Annotated in this window: 15 protein-coding genes and 1 pseudogene; 8 read left to right on the forward strand and 8 right to left on the reverse strand. The window is 61.3% G+C overall.

The features are described 5' to 3' along the window. Nucleotides 1-1,242 precede the first annotated feature (1,242 nt). The 4 genes and pseudogenes from RB548_RS23160 to RB548_RS23175 all read right to left on the reverse strand — a co-directional run bounded on the left by RB548_RS23160 (nt 1,243) and on the right by RB548_RS23175 (nt 3,112). Nucleotides 1,243-1,446, reverse strand: coding sequence for a cold-shock protein (locus tag RB548_RS23160; RefSeq protein WP_331375644.1), 204 nt, complete (start codon nt 1,444-1,446; stop codon nt 1,243-1,245). A 410-nt stretch (nt 1,447-1,856) separates the two neighbouring features. Next, nucleotides 1,857-2,114, reverse strand: a pseudogene (locus RB548_RS23165) (transposase); the annotation flags it as partial. Nucleotides 2,115-2,270: 156 nt separating this feature from the next. Further along, nucleotides 2,271-2,567, reverse strand: a complete 297-nt coding sequence (locus RB548_RS23170) for a hypothetical protein (protein ID WP_331375752.1) — start codon at nt 2,565-2,567, stop codon at nt 2,271-2,273. Between the two features lie 302 nt (nt 2,568-2,869). After that, nucleotides 2,870-3,112, reverse strand: coding sequence for a helix-turn-helix domain-containing protein (locus RB548_RS23175; RefSeq protein WP_331375645.1), 243 nt, complete (start codon nt 3,110-3,112; stop codon nt 2,870-2,872). Between the two features lie 517 nt (nt 3,113-3,629). Here RB548_RS23175 and RB548_RS23180 point away from each other — a divergent pair. Further along, nucleotides 3,630-5,951 (forward strand): molybdopterin guanine dinucleotide-containing S/N-oxide reductase, encoded by a 2,322-nt coding sequence (locus RB548_RS23180; protein WP_331375646.1) that lies wholly within the window; start codon nt 3,630-3,632, stop codon nt 5,949-5,951. A 46-nt stretch (nt 5,952-5,997) separates the two neighbouring features. Here the strand turns inward: RB548_RS23180 and RB548_RS23185 are convergent, their stop codons facing one another. Then, on the reverse strand, nt 5,998-6,828 hold the full coding sequence (locus RB548_RS23185) for an AraC family transcriptional regulator (RefSeq protein WP_331375647.1): 831 nt from the start codon (nt 6,826-6,828) through the stop codon (nt 5,998-6,000). Nucleotides 6,829-6,994: 166 nt separating this feature from the next. Here RB548_RS23185 and RB548_RS23190 point away from each other — a divergent pair, with 166 nt between their 5' ends. The 7 genes from RB548_RS23190 (at nt 6,995) to RB548_RS23220 (ending at nt 15,395) form a co-directional block, all read left to right on the forward strand. Continuing rightward, nucleotides 6,995-8,218: an MFS transporter gene (locus RB548_RS23190; RefSeq protein WP_331375648.1), complete on the forward strand. Its 1,224-nt coding sequence runs from the start codon at nt 6,995-6,997 to the stop codon at nt 8,216-8,218. 54 nt (nt 8,219-8,272) lie between these two features. Beyond that, nucleotides 8,273-9,460: a mandelate racemase/muconate lactonizing enzyme family protein gene (locus RB548_RS23195; RefSeq protein ID WP_331375649.1), complete on the forward strand. Its 1,188-nt coding sequence runs from the start codon at nt 8,273-8,275 to the stop codon at nt 9,458-9,460. A gap of 123 nt (nt 9,461-9,583) precedes the next feature. Next, nucleotides 9,584-10,600, forward strand: a complete 1,017-nt coding sequence (locus RB548_RS23200; RefSeq protein WP_331375650.1) for an amino acid ABC transporter substrate-binding protein — start codon at nt 9,584-9,586, stop codon at nt 10,598-10,600. A gap of 117 nt (nt 10,601-10,717) precedes the next feature. Continuing rightward, nucleotides 10,718-11,980, forward strand: coding sequence for an amino acid ABC transporter permease (locus RB548_RS23205; protein ID WP_331375651.1), 1,263 nt, complete (start codon nt 10,718-10,720; stop codon nt 11,978-11,980). 1 nt (nt 11,981) lies between these two features. Next, nucleotides 11,982-13,271: an amino acid ABC transporter permease gene (locus tag RB548_RS23210; RefSeq protein ID WP_331375652.1), complete on the forward strand. Its 1,290-nt coding sequence runs from the start codon at nt 11,982-11,984 to the stop codon at nt 13,269-13,271. A gap of 12 nt (nt 13,272-13,283) precedes the next feature. Then, the gene (locus RB548_RS23215) at nt 13,284-14,072 is read left to right on the forward strand and encodes an amino acid ABC transporter ATP-binding protein (protein ID WP_331375653.1); all 789 of its coding nucleotides are present in this window, start codon (nt 13,284-13,286) and stop codon (nt 14,070-14,072) included. 117 nt (nt 14,073-14,189) lie between these two features. Continuing rightward, entirely contained in the window at nt 14,190-15,395 is a 1,206-nt protein-coding gene (locus RB548_RS23220; RefSeq protein WP_331375654.1) for a MalY/PatB family protein, read from the forward strand. A gap of 37 nt (nt 15,396-15,432) precedes the next feature. Here RB548_RS23220 and RB548_RS23225 read toward each other — a convergent pair whose 3' ends face one another. Genes RB548_RS23225 through RB548_RS23235 form a run of 3 tightly spaced genes read right to left on the reverse strand, consistent with a single transcriptional unit; the run spans nt 15,433 to nt 18,281 of the window. Beyond that, nucleotides 15,433-16,113 carry a cupin domain-containing protein gene (locus tag RB548_RS23225; protein ID WP_331375655.1) on the reverse strand — a complete coding sequence of 227 codons (681 nt, stop codon included), beginning with the start codon at nt 16,111-16,113 and terminating at the stop codon, nt 15,433-15,435. Then, nucleotides 16,100-17,125, reverse strand: coding sequence for an alcohol dehydrogenase catalytic domain-containing protein (locus RB548_RS23230; protein ID WP_331375656.1), 1,026 nt, complete (start codon nt 17,123-17,125; stop codon nt 16,100-16,102). The genes RB548_RS23225 and RB548_RS23230 overlap by 14 nt, the downstream gene beginning before the upstream one ends. A 4-nt stretch (nt 17,126-17,129) precedes the next feature. Beyond that, the gene (locus tag RB548_RS23235) at nt 17,130-18,281 is read right to left on the reverse strand and encodes a flavin monoamine oxidase family protein (RefSeq protein WP_331375657.1); all 1,152 of its coding nucleotides are present in this window, start codon (nt 18,279-18,281) and stop codon (nt 17,130-17,132) included. Between the last annotated feature and the right edge of the window lie 218 nt (nt 18,282-18,499).

The following is an 18,499-nucleotide window of genomic DNA, read 5'->3' on the forward strand; positions in this document are numbered from 1 at the left end:
CAGTCAATGGGGACACCGACCGCAGGCAGTTCGGAACTTCGATCACTTCGTGTGACGCTATGTTTGACACGTTGGCAACCTTGCACGCGGCTTGAGAGCCTGAGTTTGCGAATACCTCAACTCCGCCAATTTCAAGGACGTCGCCCGCGCGCTTCGCCATCCAAACTCAGGTTTATCTGATGCCGGTGCAGCCGCCTGTTCGAACTGTCACGCGCAAGCCGGGCTGGGAGCTGTGGAAGGGCAAACCTCACCGCAGCAATGGCACTTTCCGTGGGCGTAGTCATTGGCATCGTTTCTCCGGATTCCGAAATGCGGTTGCGAGCGGTGATGCACGTCACGTGCCAACGAGAAAAGCATTTGAAAACAACATGAAGTACAAACACTGACATGTCGTATGTCCCACACGGTCGGAGTTGCGACATTCCCGAATGAGGAGATGATTGAGGCGACTCCTGATCAGCCCGCACTCGTGAACGTGGCAGGACGCAAAACCACGGTTGCTGGGTTTGGGCGAACGATATGCGCGTCGCTGGTGGCGACAACGAGACCGGTAATTTCTTGGGGGTTAGGCCCCGCGCAGAAGAGGCGGTTCGGCCTTGAACAGCGGGGGCACATTCCGTTCGGGCTGTCGGAAGGGTGCCCGCAGGCGATCTTGCAGATCGCCATTAATCTCAGCCGTCTGGACCTGCATGAAGCATGTGAGCACCGTGGAGACCAGCGCATCTGCTGTTTCTTGATAATCCGTTGCCGACCAGCGAGTTCACCGCTGACTTGGCGAGGATCGTAGCAACGCGAGACCCGGCGCGGTAGCGTTTTCGATAGTTGACGATCGCGCCGCGATTCGAACGGACATAGGTTAGGAGCCGCAAGCAGAGGCTGTGAAGTCGAGTCCTTGTTAGATCACTCGCGGCGCAGACCTCTCCGCTTCGTCAATAGCTGCACGCTGATAAAGGCGAGACTACCACCCGGAAGCTGCGTTATTGGAAACTGGGGCTCATCAGGCGCTGCTCCTTTTGCTTGCGATTGGCACATGCGCCGGAGGATCAGGCGCTCACTACATCGCGCAGTTGATCAATCGGAAAACCTGTCCTCAAAGATAACGAATTCAATGATCTCGAGATGCAGCGGCTAGAAGAGGCGCTACGTCCCTACTGCACCAGGACGAGATCAAGATCGCTTTAGATACGCATCGTTGGTCTCGAGATTCAGCTTTGAGGACCGGTGACCCTATCAGGTAGCCGATCAGATGGATCTGACGTTTTCCGCTTTCGACTTCCCCGTCTTGCGGTCCTGGCCAAGGTCATAGCTGACCTTCTGACCTTCGCGAAGCGGATTCGCACCCTGCACAGTCGAAATATGGACGAACACGTCCGCTCCGCCATCGTCGGGCGTAATGAAGCCAAAGCCCTTGTCCTGGTTGAAAAATTTTACGGTACCGGTCGCCATGAACATCCTCGTGAGCTAAGCGGCGTCGGCGCCGCCGGCGAACCTTATTCGCTGCCGCCCGCGCCCGCAACCGCACAAGCGCGGGAGTTCGCGGTCGGACGGGCGGTCGCGCGCGTTTCTTGATGAACAACCTGTCTTGAAGCGCCGCGGGCCCATAGGGGAGTCTGAAAATCAGGTCCAACACGCTTGCTCGCACTCGAAGTGCCATCCGGGGGGCTGGTTTTCCTGACCCCGTCTCAAGGTCGTTTGTCCATATCCTTCGTTCGACCTGCTCACATTCGCTCTGGCGGTCAGACCGCCTTTCCGCCAGAGCATGATCTCATGCTGCCGCGGGCTCGCAGCGACCACCCTTGGTCATTAAAGCCCGGGCGATACGGGGATTCGATTGGAGAGCGCGACCGTAATCAGCATCGGCGACTTTCTGCCGATGTGTTGCCTAGCCGGGTTTTCCCTCCGGTCGAATGCTGGCGCGGTGTATCCCATCCGGGCGGAGAAATCCCGGCCGCGCATGAAGGTCTCTGCTGGCGGAGCAAGTGCCTCAAGGGCAGGGGCGATAACGGGTCCTATTCCAGGCTGGTCATCAGTGGCTTGGCGACATCATCGCGTCGGGCCCTGCAAGCGATTTCCTGATCCAGATCGCGCACCTTATCGACGAGTGCGCGCAGAGAAAAGCAGGCACTAGCGGTGATGCTCGGAAACGCGATGTGCTAGTCGGCAGCGTAGCCACTCGTACTCCGCGGCGCGGATCGGTTCGACGTCTTGGGGTCGCGAGTGTGAGGGAGGAGCCTTCCACGAGGACGCGAGAGGCAGCCGATGGGGCGAGGCTAAGTGAATACCGAAACGAGAACGGACAGCCAGATCAAGACGACTCCCAACGCCAACGCTCGCCTGGCGGCTATGACCTTCTCCTCGCCGTCATCGGCAACGGGGGTCGTCACAATCCAGGGCACCGAGCCAAGCGCTGCAAATCCGGCGAGTGCCAAAATCACAATGACAAGATCGGCGCTGCGCCAGTCGTCGGGCTCATACAATCCCCAATAGCCAAGGAACGCCATTCCCACTGCGAACATGGTGGCGGAGGCAGAGCAAAGTCCCGCAACAGCACCTGATGGCGCACGCATGTAGCCTCCTTTCCGTGCCGTCAATTCAATGGCGACATCCATGATGGTGTCAAACCGCCTTTGTACATGTGGCAGTGCGTCGTCTGGATCCTGATCGGGTTTTTCCGCGCACTTGGTGCACGAGGATTCACGTACGTCGCGGATAAGTTCATTGATTCGGAATCGAAGTTCAACATTCTTGTTGATCGGGACAATCTTCCCGGCTGACGACAAGCTGCGTTCAACAAAGCCGCGACGGCATCAACTGTGTAGCTTTGCACTCAGGAGGTTTGGGCTCCGCAAACAGCGCGACGCCCGTTCCGCTAGTTCAATAGGAACGTGGAGGTTGGCACTCGAAGTGCAGCAGCGATGCGCCGGAGCCTGCCCGGGTCGACATCAGCACCTATTTCAATCCTTGTGATTTCGGCGCCAGTCAGGCCACAGGTTATTGCAAGGTCCTCAACGCTATATCCCACCGCTTCGCGAGATCGCCGAACCGCGGCTCCTATATCGCCGTGGCCTCGGTCTGCGACGGGCGCCCTCGTATCACTCATTGTAGTTGTCATGGGTCGATTCCTCGATGATGCGCCCTAAGCGGACCGGTCGCCACAAAAGGTCGGCAGACAAGATGATGTTGTTGCAGTGCAATATAAGGACAATAAGTATGATGAATATAAGGCAGGCGCTGGTGTCCGGAGAGTGGTGGTGGCGCAACGGCTGGAGAGGCATCCTTCTGTCGAGATCGCAAGCCGAATCCATTGCGGATTTACGCGTACTCGCGAGGGTACGCCGCAAGCACGTCAGAGGGCTGATCGGTTCCATCCAGGAATAGATGAGCCTTTCCGGCCGCGCCTCACAGGCGAGCACCGTTGCCCAGAGGGCGCGTGGCCGGTTGCCGTGTCTTGAGCAGCTGCAAACTGGCAGATAATCAATATAGATTGGCAATACGTTGAAATACAGCCGGTTAGAGATGCACTAAGGTGTTAAAGAGCGCGTGGCGACCTCAAATAGGCCATTCACCATGCGCTTGCGATTGTCGCAAACATCGAGCCACCGCCCACGCCTTATCGTCGGAACAATATCATGCCCGAATCTGCAGCCGCCGAAGGAAACGAACAAGCCGAGACGCCTTTCAGGCCACACACCTCGCATTGGGGCGTGTTCTCGGCGCGAATGGTCGATGGGCAGCTCGAGGTCAAGCCGCATGCGGGCGATCCGGATCCGAACGAGATCATCCAGAACTTTCCGGCAGCGTTGCGTCATCGCGCGCGCATCGTGCAGCCGATGGTGCGCAAGAGCTGGCTGGAGAACGGTCCCGGCCCGGACGAACGGCGCGGGCGAGATGAGTTCGTTCCGGTATCGTGGGAGACGGCTCTTGATTTGCTCGGCCACGAGCTTGCCCGTGTTCGCGATGGCTCCGGCCCCGGAGCCATCTTCGGCGGCTCCTACGGTTGGTCAAGCGCCGGCCGCTTCCACCACGCCCAGAGCCAGATCCACCGCTTTCTCAATGTCGCCTGTGGCGGCTATGTGCGGTCGGTCACCAGCTATTCCTCCGGCTCCTCGCAGGTTCTGATCCCCCATATCATCGGCGATCACGAGGGCCTGACCAAGCGCAACGTCTCCTGGGAGCAGATCGCTGAGCACAGCGAGATCGTGCTCGCATTCGGCGGCATGGCGCTCAAGAACTCGATGGTCGCCGGCGGCAGTGTCAGCAAGCATGTCGAGCGTGGCGCCATGCAACGCGCGGCCGAGCGCGGCTGCAATTTCGTGCTGGTCAGCCCCTTGCGCTCGGACCTGCCGGACGAGGCCAACGCCGAGTGGCTCTCCTGCGTGCCGGGCAGCGACACCGCACTCATGATGGGGATCGTCCATACCCTCGTCGTCGAAGGCAGGCACGACCGCGCCTTCCTGGAACGTTATACCTCCGGCTGGCCGATCTTCGAGCGCTACCTGCTCGGCGAGACAGACGGCCAGCCGAAGGATGCCGAGTGGGCGGCGGCCCTCACGGGCGTTTCCGCCGAGGAGATCGTCGTGCTCGCAAGGCGACTTGCCGGCAAGCGCGCGCTGATCGTGGTCTCGCATTCTCTGCAACGCGCCGAGCACGGCGAGCAACCTGTCTGGATGGGCATGGTGCTCGCCGCTGCCCTTGGGCAGATCGGCTTGCCCGGCGGCGGCTATGGCTATGCTCTCGGCGCGATCGCCTATTACGGACGCCGTTATAATGCAGTGCCGATCCCGACGCTGTCGCAGGGGCGCAACGGCGTAAGCGACTTCATCCCTGTCGCGCGCATCGCGGATATGCAGCTTCATCCCGGTGAAACCTATCGCTTCAATGGTGAATCCCGGACCTATCCCGAAATCAAGCTGGTCTATTGGGCGGGCGGAAATCCGTTCCATCACCATCAGGATCTCAACCGGCTGCGCAAGGCCTTCACCCGGCTCGACACGCTCGTCGTCCACGAGCTCGCCTGGACGGCGACCGCGCGCCATGCCGACGTTGTCCTGCCCTGCACGATGACACTGGAGCGCGAGGACATCGGCGCCAACTCCAACGATCCGCTGCTTGTGCCGATGCACCCCATCGCTCCCCCTTATGGCGAAGCACGCGACGACTACGCCATCTTCGCGGACCTTGCCGAGCGGCTCGGCGCGCGCGAGACCTTCACCGAGGGGCGTAGCGTCCGGCAATGGCTCGAGCACCTCTACGAGCAGACCCGCGCGGGGCTTGCCGAGAAGGGCTTGGCAGCGCCAAACTTTAACGAATTCTGGAAAGGGGAGGGCTACGTCCTCCCGCAGCAACCCGACGATGGCGGATATCTGCGGGCCTTCCGAAACGATCCGGCAGCAAATCCACTGCCGACACCAAGCGGCAAGCTGCAAATCTATTCCGAAACGATTGCGAGCTTTGAGGAAGCGGATTGTCCTGGCCATCCCACTTGGCTCGGACCAGTCTACGTCCCTGACAAGTCCACACCATTTGTGCTGATTTCCAACCAGCCGCGCACGCGACTGCACAGCCAGCTCGATTTCGGCGGGCATAGTGTCGCCTCAAAGCTCAAAGGGCGAGAGGTCGCAACGATGCATCATGACGATGCGGCAGAGCGCGGCATTTCCGAGGGCGACATCATTCGGCTCTCCAATGAACGCGGTGCCTGCCTCGCTGGCGTCACCCTCTCGGACGGCATCCGGCACGGTGTAATCCAGCTTGCGACGGGAGCGTGGTATGATCCCGCCGATCCGAACGAGGAGAAGCCGCTCTGCGTTCACGGCAATCCGAATGTCTTGACCCGCGACATCGGCACCTCGGCCCTGGCGCAGGGCTGCACGGGGCAACTGACGACCGTGCAGGTGGAGCGTTTCGACGACAACCTGCCGGAGATCCGGGCCTTCGACCCGCCGGCATGATGGCTGTTCTAGGCGCAACGCGCCCGGCCCAACGGAGCTCCATCGTTCAGCTCTGCACCTTTTGAAAGGCGGAGCCCGTTGGCGCGCTTGCGCTTTCCATGACATGGCGGCGCATGTAAGCTTGGGGACTACTGCCCATTTCGGTGCGAAACGCATACACGAAAGCCGATGTCGAGCCGTAACCAAGCTCCATGGCGACTTGTGTCACGCCCAGACCACCGCCCAGAAGCTCTATTGCACGGAAGAGCCGAAGGCGCCGTCTCCATGAGCGCAGGCTCATGCCCAGCTCCGTGTTGAAGCGGCGCGCCAATGTTCGGGGCGAAATATTCAGCGCCAGCCCCCATTCCTCCGGGCTTCGGTCATCCGTCGGGTCCAGATAGAGCGCCTCGCATAGCGCGGTCAACGGCTTGTTACGCGGCCATGGCAAAGCCGATGGCAGCGGCTGGACCCGCACGAGCTGATCGAGGATGAGGGCGGTCACGCGACCTGAATAGCCATCTCCTTCCGGCTCGCCCTCGAGTTCTGTGGCCTCGATGATCAAGGCCTGCAGCAAAGGTGACATCATGAAGATCGTCGGGACTCTCGGTAAGTTTGCGCCGGCTGCATCCGCGATCCAGAGGCTTCGAAATACCGCGCCGAGAAGCGAGCCGACGCGGTGCACGACGCCGGTCGGCAACCACACTGCCTGATCCGGCGTGATCACGAAGGATTGGGCTTCGGTGTAAACCGTCAGCACTCCGGAGATCGCATAGACCAGCTGGTGCCAGGTATGGGAGTGGTCCGGAAAATAATGACGCGCGGGAATGGATTGCGCTCGCACCGTGATCGGTTGAGGAGGACGAACCCCGGGCGGAGCGGCGATCGGATGCCAGATCATGTTTATCTCTCGCGTTGGCAGGTATTCTACATAGATTGTCGGTCCATTGAAATACAGCCAAATCGAAATTCGCTAATCTTCGGTCAAATCGAATGCCAAGCGCCTTTTCCGCCCGACGCGACCAGACCTCGCGCCGGATCAGTCCTCTCATGCCCTGTGAAGCCGGATGTCAGAAATTACCGCAAGCAAAGTGCTCGAACCTGCCTCATCTCATTATGACGCCGCGCGCGGCAACCTTGCGAGGCTGACGATTGCACAGGCATTGGGGGGCGCGAATTCGGCCGTTGTCTATTCCACCGGGGCGATCGTCGGAAACACCCTCGCTCCTACCCCCGCACTCGCCACGATGCCGATATCAATGTTCGTGGTGGGGATGGCGGTCTCGACGCTGCCCGCCGGTGCCATCGCGCAACGCTACGGCCGCCGTACCGCATTTCTGGTTGGGACGGGCTGCGGCGTGCTCGTTGGTCTGTTGGCGGCGGTCGCAGTGGTGATAGGCTCCTTCTGGCTATACTGCGCCGCCACGCTCTTCGGGGGCGCCTATGCCGCCGTCGTGCTTTCCTTCCGTTTCGCGGCCGCAGACTGCGTGCCGGCTGAACGACGCCCACGCGCCCTGTCCTTCGTCATGGCGGGCGGTGTCGTCGCCGGGGTGATCGGGCCGCAGCTTGTCAACAACACCATGTATCTCTGGATGCCGCATATGTTCGCGGCGAGCTACCTCGCGCAGGCGGCAGTGGCGGCACTCTCCGCTCTGCTTCTGATCGGCGTTCGCCTTCCGGTGCCGACCAAGGTGGAGGCCGTGGGCGGTCGTCCCGTTGGTGTTATCGCCCGCCAGCCCCGGTTCATCACGGCAGTCATCTGCGGGGTCGTCTCCTACCTGCTCATGAACTTCCTGATGACCGCGGCACCCTTGGCCATGCAGCTCTGCGGCCTGTCGCAGGAGTCCTCCAACCTCGCCATTCAATGGCATGTGGTCGCGATGTATGCCCCAAGCTTCTTCACCGGGCGGCTGATCACACGCTTCGGCGCAACCGCGGTGGTCATGACGGGCCTGGTGCTGACGGGCATCTCCGCAGCCGTCGGGATGACGGGGGTCGACGTGGCGCATTTCTGGATCACCCTGATCGTGCTCGGTGTCGGCTGGAACTTCGGTTTCCTCGGTGCGTCGGCCCTGGTGCTCGAATGCCACCGTCCCGAAGAGAAGGCGCGCGTCCAGTCGCTCAACGACTTCGCCGTGTTCGGAACGATGACCCTCGGCTCGTTCCTCTCCGGGGGACTGCTGACAGCGTATGGATGGAATACCATCCTCGCGCTCTCCTTCATTCCCCTCGTGCTCGCCCTTCTTGCGCTCGGCGGCACCTATGTGCGCGATGCGGCGGGGTCGCGGTGACTGCGATCCGCGCAACCTCAACAACCGGATGAAACGCTAGCTGGAGTGGTCGCAATGAAGGTAACCAAAGTCGAGACGCTGGAAATCGACCTCTCCGGGCAGAATGGCATCGCGCTCTGGCGTCCCATCTTCGCGCGGATCCATACCGATGAGGGCATCACCGGTCTCGGCGAGGCTGCACTGGCGTTCGGCACGGCATCCGAAGCCGTGGGGCCGATGATCCGCAAGCTCGCCGAGCGTTTCGTTCTCGGTCATGACCCGAACGACACCGAGTCCGTGTGGGAGCAAATGCTGCGGCAATCTTTCTGGGCGCAAGGCGGCGGACCGGTGATCTTCGGCGCAATGAGCGCGCTTGATGCGGCGCTCTGGGACATCAAGGGCAAGGCAGCAGGACTGCCTGTTCATCGCCTGCTGGGGGCGAAAACGCCGGAACCGCTACGCTGCTATGCGAGCCAATTGCATTTCGGCTGGGAGGCGGAGCACAGGATGCACGACGATCCGGCCGAATATCGTGACACCGCGCGACAAGCGCGGGAGGAGGGGTATGACTGCGTCAAGCTCTGTCCTGTCTATGTCGCGGCGGGCGGTGGACGCGCACGGCATCGCAGCCTTCTCACACCGCAGAACCGCAAGCTGGCTCGCGCCCGAATGGAAGCCATTCGCGATGGGCTCGGTCCGGATGTCGATATCATCCTCGAATTGAATGGGCTCACCTCGACCGCGTCCGCACTGCAGATCGCAGAGATGTTCGCCGAATTCGGCATTCTCTTCATCGAGGAACCGACACATTACAACAGCCCCGAAGCCCATCTGAAAGTGGCGTCGCGCTCGCCGATCCCGATGGCGACCGGGGAGCGGCTCTATACACGCTGGGGTTTCCTGCCCTATCTGCAGGCGGGTGCCATCGATATGATCCAGCCGGATATTGGCCTCGTCGGCGGGATCTCCGAGGGCATGAAAATCGTGCATCTCGCGCATGCCTTTGATGTCGGGGTCCAGGCCCATGTCTGCGGCACGCCGCTATCGACGGCGATTGCGCTTCAGTTCGAAGCGGCGATCCCGAACTTCGAAATCCACGAGCACCACACCTTCTCACTGAAATCCTGCAATCGCGACCTGTTCGAGGAAGACCTCCAGCCGGTCAACGGCCGGTTGGCGGTCCCGACCCATCCGGGATTCGGGATGACACTGAGGAAGGATGCCGAACAGCGCATGGAAATGGCCGCTGTCAGTCTGAAGTAGGCACCAAACGCTGCCTGCAGATAGGCCAGGGCCTCAGGCGGAGCACGTAACAGGAGGATTGAACAGAACTCAGCAACAGCACTCAAAATTCAGTTTCGCTAACAAAACCAATGGGGAACGAAAATGAAGAAATCTCTATTCCTGGTAACACTCGGCGCAGTGGCTCTTCTGTCCGCCACGGCGATAGCGGGCACGCTCGACGAGGTAAAATCGCGCGGCAAACTCAACTGCGGCGTCAGTTCGGGTACCGCAGGCTTTTCAGCTCCCGACGCCAAGGGCGTATGGCAAGGCTTCGACGTCGCGTTCTGCCGGGCCGTCGCTGCGGCCGTGCTCGGCGATCCGATGAAGGTCGAGTTTGTTCCGACCACCGGACAGACCCGCTTCACCGCCCTGGCCTCGGGCGAGATCGATGTGCTCTCGCGCGCCACCACCTGGACCTTTTCGCGCGACACGGACCTTAAGCTCACCTTCGCGGGCACCAACTTCTATGACGGGCAGGTCTTCCTGGTGAAGAAGGAGCTTGGTGTCTCCTCGGCCAAGGATCTCAACGGCGCTACCGTCTGCATCCAGTCCGGCACCACCACCGAGCTCAATCTTGCGGAATATTTCCGCATCAACAAAATGACCTACGAACCGGTACCGGTCGATTCAAGCGCCGAAGGCGAGCGCCAATATCAGGCGGGAGCGTGCGACGTCTATACAAGCGATGGCTCCAACCTTGCCTCGGTGCGCGCCAGTTTCCCAAACCCATCCGATCACGTCCTCCTGCCCGAAATCATTTCGAAGGAACCGCTTGGACCGATCGTGCGCCAGGGTGACGAGCAGTGGGCGGACATCGTGCACTGGACTGAGAGCGCGCTTTTCGCCGCCGAGGAACTGGGCGTGACCAAGGCCAATGTCGACCAGCTCGCCGATGGCTCGGACAATCCGGAAATCAACCGGCTTCTCGGCAAGGAGGGCGATCTCGGCAAGATGCTGGGTCTCGATGCCGAATGGGCCAGGCGTGCTATTGCGGCCGGCGGAAACTACGGCGAGATCTTCGCTACCAATCTCGGCGATCAAACGCCGATCCGCCTAGAGCGAGGGCTCAACGCGCTATGGACCAAGGGCGGCCTGATGTACGCCCAGCCGTTCCGGTGAGAACCCCTTTGTGGCGCGCGGTTTGACGACCGCGCGCCCTTCCTGACGAAACGCATGACCGCTTCCCGCGTTCACCGGCATGGGGAACGCTGCGACGTACTTGCAGGGATTTCGCCAATGGCAAACGCAATCACTTTTCCGACGCTGGAGCCGCACCAGGCTTTTCGTTTGAGCATGCTTCTCAACGATGGCCGGTACCGCTCCTACACGATCCAGATCTTCGTTCTGATGTGCCTCATGCTGGGGATTGCCTGGCTGGTGGACAACACGATCCGCAATCTCGCGCTTCTGGGCAAGGATTTCTCCTTCTCATTTCTGTGGAGCACCGCGGGCTACGACATCAATCAGCGGCTCATAGAATACGACACTCAGATGACCCACGGCCGCGCAGCTCTTGTGGGGCTCTTGAACACGGTCGTCCTCGCTGTTCTGTCCTGCGCTCTGGCGACGATCATTGGCGTAGTTGCCGGTGTGCTTCGGCTGTCCGGCAATCCGATCGTGGCGCGGCTGACGGTGGTCTATGTCGAGGTCTTCCGAAACATTCCGCTCTTACTCTGGATCCTCGTCTTCGGTGCGATCATGAGCGAGGCCGTGCCGGCGCCGAACGCATTCAAGGGCGAGAATGCCACCGCCGGCATGATCCTCGGCGCGGTAGCCATTACCAATCGGGGCGTGTTCATTCCCGAGCCGCTGTTCACGCGTGATCTCGGTACGCTCAATCTCGGAATCGTTGAGCCGAGCCTGAACGCCATCGCAGTCCTGGTGGTCGTCATCGCGTGCGTCCTCATCAGTCGGGTGCTGGTGCGCCATGCCAACCGGGTGCAGAGCCAGACCGGCGTCAGGCCGGTGATCTGGTGGAAGACCATGACCGTCCTCGCCGCCCCGCCGCTCCTTCTGCTCTGGGCGCTCGGCTTTCATCTCGGCTATCCCGAACTGCGCGGCTTCAATTTCCAGGGCGGATTCCAGCTTCGAAATGCGCTGATCGCAATGTGGCTTGGACTCGGCATCTACACCGGCGCCTTCATTGCCGAGAATGTGCGTGCAGGCATTCTGGCCATCTCGAAGGGCCAGACCGAGGCCGCCCATGCACTCGGCCTTCGGCCGGGCAAGACAATGCGGCTGGTGATCCTGCCGCAGGCGCTTCGGGTCATCGTGCCGCCGCTGATCTCGCAATACCTCAACATCACCAAGAACACCTCGCTCGGGTTGGCGGTGGGCTACATGGACCTGCGCTCGACGCTCGGCGGGATCACGATCAACCAGACCGGTCGCGAACTCGAAGGAATGCTGCTGCTCATGCTGATCTACCTGTCGCTGAGCCTGATCATCTCCGGGTCGATGAACGCCTACAATGCCCGCGTCGGGCTGAAGGAGCGTTGATATGACCGAACGCAATCCTGCTTTTGTCCGCGGCGAGATGCTGCCCGCGCGCGAGCCGCCCGCCGGTCAGACGGGTCTGCTCAAGCTGCTGCGCGAGAATTTTTTCAAAGACTGGCTGAGCGCACTCCTGACGGTGATGTCACTCATCGTATCGGTCTGGTTCGTCTGCTCAGTGTTTCCCTGGCTCTTCGACTCCGTCTGGAATGCCAACTCGCTCAGTGAATGCCGCCAGATCCTCGCCGGTGCGGAGGGAGCTTGCTTTGCGGTGATCCGCGATCGCTGGACGCAGCTTCTGTTCGGCTTCTATCCGCCAGAGCAATATTGGCGGCCGGTACTTGCCTTCGCGCTGATGATCGTAGCGCTGGCGCCGATCCTGTTCCCGCCTGTGCCGCGCGGGCTGCTCCGGTTCAGCGTCGTCTTCCCAGGCCTCGCCTACTGGCTGATCTGGGGCGGAACCCTTTGGCTTCCTGTCGTGGTCTATGGAGGTTTTGCCGTCGGAGCAGTCTTGTTGCGGATGACGGGGCGGCTCGGTGCAGGTCCTGGCGCGGGGCTGGCAATTGTGAGTGCGCTGACCTGGTGGTTCGTCGCGCCGGGGCCGGTCACGACGGTGCTCGAGCAGCTTCTGCCGCTGTCGCTTGCCCCCGTCGCCTCGCGCGAAATGGGCGGATTCCTGCTGTCGATCGTCATCGGGGTCACCGGCATTTCCTTGTCGCTGCCTCTTGGCATCGTTCTGGCGCTGGGGCGGCGCTCGAAAATGCCGCTCGTGAAGACGATCAGCGTCGTCTTCATCGAGTTCATCCGCGGTGTGCCGCTGATCACGCTGCTGTTCACCGCCTCGCTGCTGCTCAACTACTTCCTGCCGCCGGGAACGACCTTCGACCTGATCCTGCGCGTGATCATCATGGTGACTCTGTTTGCTACCGCCTATATGGCCGAGGTGATCCGTGGCGGTTTGGCGGCCCTGCCTCGAGGTCAGTATGAGGCGGCCGAAGCGCTCGGCCTCGACTATTGGAAGGCGCAGCGGCTGGTCATCATGCCGCAGGCGCTCAAGATCTCGATCCCCGGCATCGTCAATTCCTTCATCGGCCTCTTCAAAGACACGACCCTGGTCGTCTTCATCGGTCTCCTGGACCCGATCGCGCTTTCCAATTCGATCCGGGCGACGGCCGACTGGCAGGGGATCTATTGGGAGCTCTTCATCTTCATCGGCGCCCTGTTCTTCGTCTTCTGCTTCGGCATGTCGCGCTACTCCATGCATCTCGAGCGCCGACTCAAAACCGATCACCGGTAAGGAGCCATCACCATGGAACCGCATATTGAAACCGTGATCGATCGCAACCGGATGATGGTGTCGGACGAGATCGCGATCCGGATCGAGGACATGAACAAGTGGTACGGAAATTACCACGTCCTTCGCGACATCAACCTCACTGTGAAGCGCGGCGAGCGCATCGTCGTCGCGGGGCCCTCCGGATCGGGAAAGTCGACGATGATCCGCTGCATCAACCGCCTCGAAGAGCATCAGGCGGGCAGAATAATCGTCGACGGGATCGAACTGTCTTCAGACCTGAAAAACATCGACAAGGTGCGTTCGGAAGTCGGCATGGTGTTCCAGCACTTCAATCTCTTCCCGCACCTGACCATCCTCGAAAATTGCACGCTTGCTCCGATCTGGGTACGCGAGATCCCCAGGAAGGAAGCCATCGACGCGGCGATGCACTTCCTGGAAAAGGTCAAGATCCCCGAGCAGGCACACAAATATCCCGGCCAGCTATCGGGAGGACAGCAGCAGCGGGTGGCGATTGCCCGTTCGCTCTGCATGAAGCCGAAGATCATGCTCTTCGACGAGCCGACCTCTGCGCTCCACCCCGAGATGATCAAGGAGGTGCTCGACACGATGATCGAGCTTGCCGAAGAGGGAATGACCATGCTCTGCGTCACGCACGAAATGGGTTTCGCGCAAGCGGTGGCCAATCGGGTGATCTTCATGGACCAGGGGCAGATCGTTGAAGAGAACAATCCGCACGACTTCTTCAATAACCCGCAGTCCGAGCGAACGCGGCTGTTTCTCAGTCAGATCATCCGGCACTGAAATCGATCTGCGCCGACCGGCGGCTCTATGCGAACCTTTCCAGTTCGGCCATCAGGTGGCCTCTGTGAGGAAAGTTGCAAAACTGGCGCCACTAACCAATCCAACTTGAGGTCCCGTATGAATGTTCGCGCACATACAAACTGTCTCGATGAGCTGATCGATCGCCGCGGCTCGAATTCGCTGAAATGGGATTGTGCGAAGGCGTTCTTGCCGCCAGAGGCGGCGAATGCCGATCCGCTGCCGATGTGGGTCGCCGATATGGATTTCCGCACGCCCCAACCGGTGATCGATGCGCTGGTCGGGGCCGCGCAGGCCGGTATGTTCGGCTACTCCGCCGGCGCGCGTGAGAGCTACATTGACGCCGTGACCGGCTGGCAACAGCGCCGCTTCGGCTTCGAGGTCGAGCCCGACTGGGTGGTGCCGGTCTCAGGCGTGATCACTGCGCTCAAGACCATCGTGCAGGCCTTTTCGGCTCCAGGCGACAGTGTCCTCATCCAGCCGCCTGTCTATGCGCATTTCCACGACGACGTGCTCCTCAACGGACGGCTTCCCATCAGTGCGCCGCTCATCCGGACGGAGACCGGCTATCGTTACGACGCCAGCGTATTCGAGGCGGCGATACGCCCGAACACGAAGATCTTCATCCTCTCGAACCCGCACAATCCGACCGGGAATGTCTGGACGGAAGACGAACTGCAAAGTATGGGCGAGATCTGCGCCCGCCACGGAATTCTCGTCGTCTCCGATGAAATTCACCAGGACCTGATCATGAACCCGGCCCGCCGGCATGTGCCGTTCGCCAGCCTGTCCGCTGCGTTCGCGAAGCAGTCGATCACCTGCATCGCTCCCTCCAAGACCTTCAACCTGCCGGGCCTGCAATGCGCGAATGCCTTCATTCCCAACCCGCGCCTTAGGGCAGAATTTCGGCGCCAGTTGGAGCGCAACCTCTACCCGAAGGTAAACTCGATGGGCATGGTTGCCGCCGAGGCCGCCTATACCTATGGCGAGGCGTGGCTTGAAAACCTTCTTGCCTACGTCCGGGCCAACCACGCGCATTTCGCGGCCGAGATCAACGGGTTGAATGCCGGGCTCAAGGTGCTTCCGGCGGACGCACTTTATCTGGCGTGGATGGATTGCCGGGCTTTAGGTCTGGACGCCGCAGCGCTTGAAAGCTTCATGCTGACGAAGGCGCGGCTCTGGCTCGACAAGGGGCAGAAGTTCGGCATAGAGGGGCATGGCTATATGCGCGTGAACCTCGGCTGCCCTCGCGCAACTGTCGACGAGGCGATTGCGCGGCTCAAGGCGGCCGTCGCGGCGGGATGATTCCGCGCCGCAGCGGAAGGCCAACAGCAGAGCTTGGTCAGGTCGGCATCTGCAGCACGTCGGGGTGCTGAAGGGCGGCGTCCTTGATCCAGATCTCGGTCCCCTTGGATCCGGTCATCGCCTCAAGCGGCAGGCCAGCGGGCAAACGCCCCCAGCTCTGCGCTTCCAGTTGCTCCGTGCCAACTGTCAGGCTGCCGGAAAGCACGAGGAGTTCGAGACCGCGGCGATTTTCGACGTTTATGGCGACTTCGGGCCGCCAGCGCTCGATCGCTACGCGTTCTTTCCCGTCGTCGAACAGGACCCGCGCGGCCTCGGCTCCATTGCGTAAAGGTGCTGCCTCACCTTCGCCAGGCTGGCGAACGATCTGCGTGAGGTCGCCATCCCGATACTGCCAGAGACGCACGAAGATCGTGCAGCCATCCTTCGACGCCGGCACATGGGAGGTGCCGGGCGGGTTGCGGAAGTAGCAGCCTGCGGGATAGTCACCGTGTTCGTCCTGGAACGTGCCCTCGAGCACGAGAATTTCCTCGCCGCCGCTATGGACGTGGCGGGGGAAGGCGCTTCCAGGCGCATAGCGCACGATCGTGGTGGCGCGCGCAACTTCGCCGCCGACGCGATAGAGCATGCGGCGATCGACGCCGGCGGACGGACTGGCGACCCAGTCGAGCTTAGCCGAATGGACGATAACCGGTTTCGTCAGGTCTTCATTGATGCGCATTGGTCTGGTCTCCCATCGTCAGCACGATCCGGAACTTCGCGTCCCCGGATCTCATCTTCTGGACAGCTTCCTGGGCTCTCTCCAGCGGCATGGTCTCGATCATCGGCCTGACGCCCGCAAGCACACTGAAATCAAGCGTCTTTTCGTTCTCATACGGGGAGCCGGTGATCGAGCCGATAATGCCCCGTTCAGCCCCCACTAGGTATCCTGTCGAGACCGGCAGTGGATCCTTGCCGACGCCAAGCACGATCAAACGCCCCTCCGGCTGAAGCGCGGGCATCAGCGCCGTAACGGCTGTCGGATTGCCGGACGTGGTCAGGATCGCTTTCGCGCCGCCCAACCCGTTCAGCACATCTGCGGCGTTTTCGCTCTCCATGTCGATGTAGCGATGCGCGCCGAGGTTCATCGCATCGGTGGCGATATCCTCGCCTCGACCTACCGCCACCACCCGAAATCCCATCCTGCGGGCGTATTGGAGCGCCATGTGGCCGAGGCCTCCGATTCCGAGAATGGCGACGGTGTCGCCTGCTTCGGCGCCCGATTTTTTCAAGGCATTGAACGTGGCTATACCCGCGCAGAGGATGGGTGCCGCTTCTTCTGACGACAATTCGTGCGGGATAGAGACAAGGCCTGTTGCACGCGCAATCATCATCTCGGCATAGCCGCCGTCGCAGGGCTGGTTGCGGCAGAGGTTGAAACGTCCTCGCCGGCACTCGCCGCATTCGTTGCAATGACCGCCCAGACGGCCAACGCCGACGCGCTGTCCCACCTTCCAGATCGATGGCGTGTTTGGGCCGAGTGCTACGATGCAGCCGACGACCTCGTGACCGGGAACACGAGGCGGCTCAAGCGCCGGATCAGCCCGGTCGATATCGCTCGCATCGGCGCCGCAGATACCGCAGGCTTCGACGGCGATCAGCACCTCATTCACCCCTGGCTCCGGCGTTGGCCGCTCCACCAGTTCCAGGCGACCGGGTGTAGTGACCTGCATCGCTCGATAGGTAGTTTTCATGGTTTCAATTCCCCACGGTTTGGGATGCTTCGGTGAAAGCCGTGAATGTGCGTGTCTCGACCTTGCTCAGTCTGCCGATGAGTTCGGTTGTGATCCGGGTGGCGGCTTCGACCGCACCGGCGAGGTAACCAGGTTCACTGATGCTGGTTTCGCTCCCGGCCAGCGAAATGTAATCGCGCCATTTTCCGTTGACCCATGGCCGTCGATCGGGGTTGGGATGGCCACCGGCCTGCCTGTCGTACGCAGTTGCAGTCAACGGGTCATCCGTCCAGTCCTTGAACAATGTCGCGCGGGGACTGGCGGCCTGTGGCCCGAACACCTGAGCGAGTTGCTGAACCGAAGCCGCGACGATTGCATCGCGTCCGACTGATGCGCGCTCACCGGCCGGAACGCCGACGAACCCAAAAAGGGCGGCTCGGCCCGAGGCGGTTGTCGCGTCGTGAATCTCAGCCAAAGGCCCCACCATGCTTTGCGCCGTTCCCGAGAGGCCGGCGTCGCGCCAGAATGGGCGGTCATAGAGTGCGAAGAACTTGGCATGCGGCGCCATCCACGTCGGGGTCTGCCGCCATCGCTCGGCTGTCGCGTAGTCGAGCGATGGCGAAAACAAAACCTTTGCCTCGATGAGACGCGGCGGCAGTGCGAACACAACATGCGACGCCCGCTCTTTATGGGACGACCCGCTCGCATCGACGTACTGCACAACGACGCCTTCGCCGTCGAGCGAGACATGCGTCACGCGGGCATTCAGTTGAATGCTTTGTGCGGGCAGGGTTTCGGCAAGCGTCGATATGACCGCTCCCATGCCCCCGACGATCCGCATGCCCTGCGGTTCCTGCCGCACTCCGCGATAGCGCTGAGGAGCTTCGCGCGACATCCGCTGAAAGATCACGTCGCCGTCGACGTTCTGCTCGAAATAGTTCAGCCCGAGATGGTGGATCAAGTCCCCCATTGCTGGCTGCATGTCAGGCCAGAACCACGACGGGCCAAGATCGAAGCCGTCGCCCGATGGTTCACCGCTGCCGTCGACGGAGAGAATGCGTCCGCCCAGGCGCCCACGCGCTTCAAGAAGCTGAAAGCCGAGGCCTGCTTGATGGAGGAGCCGGGCCGCGGTCAAGCCTGCAAGCCCGCCGCCAACGATCAGAATGGATTGTGACAAGGGACAGCTCCTCGTGAAGAGTGAGGGCCGGTATCCGGACCCTCCAGTACAGCCGGGCTTAGGCCACGGCGTAGATGCGGACTTCCGCGGCGGCAGCCAGAAGCGGCTTCGACCCTCGACGACATCGTCGTTAAAAAGCGCGCTTTCGAGATAGGCCTTTGCGTCTTCGATGCTGTTGAATCCGTGGAGCACCTGTGCGTCGTCGTCGCGAATGAGAA

The sequence above is a fragment of the Sinorhizobium chiapasense genome (genome assembly GCF_036488675.1).
Taxonomy (GTDB): Bacteria; Pseudomonadota; Alphaproteobacteria; order Rhizobiales; family Rhizobiaceae; genus Sinorhizobium; species Sinorhizobium chiapasense.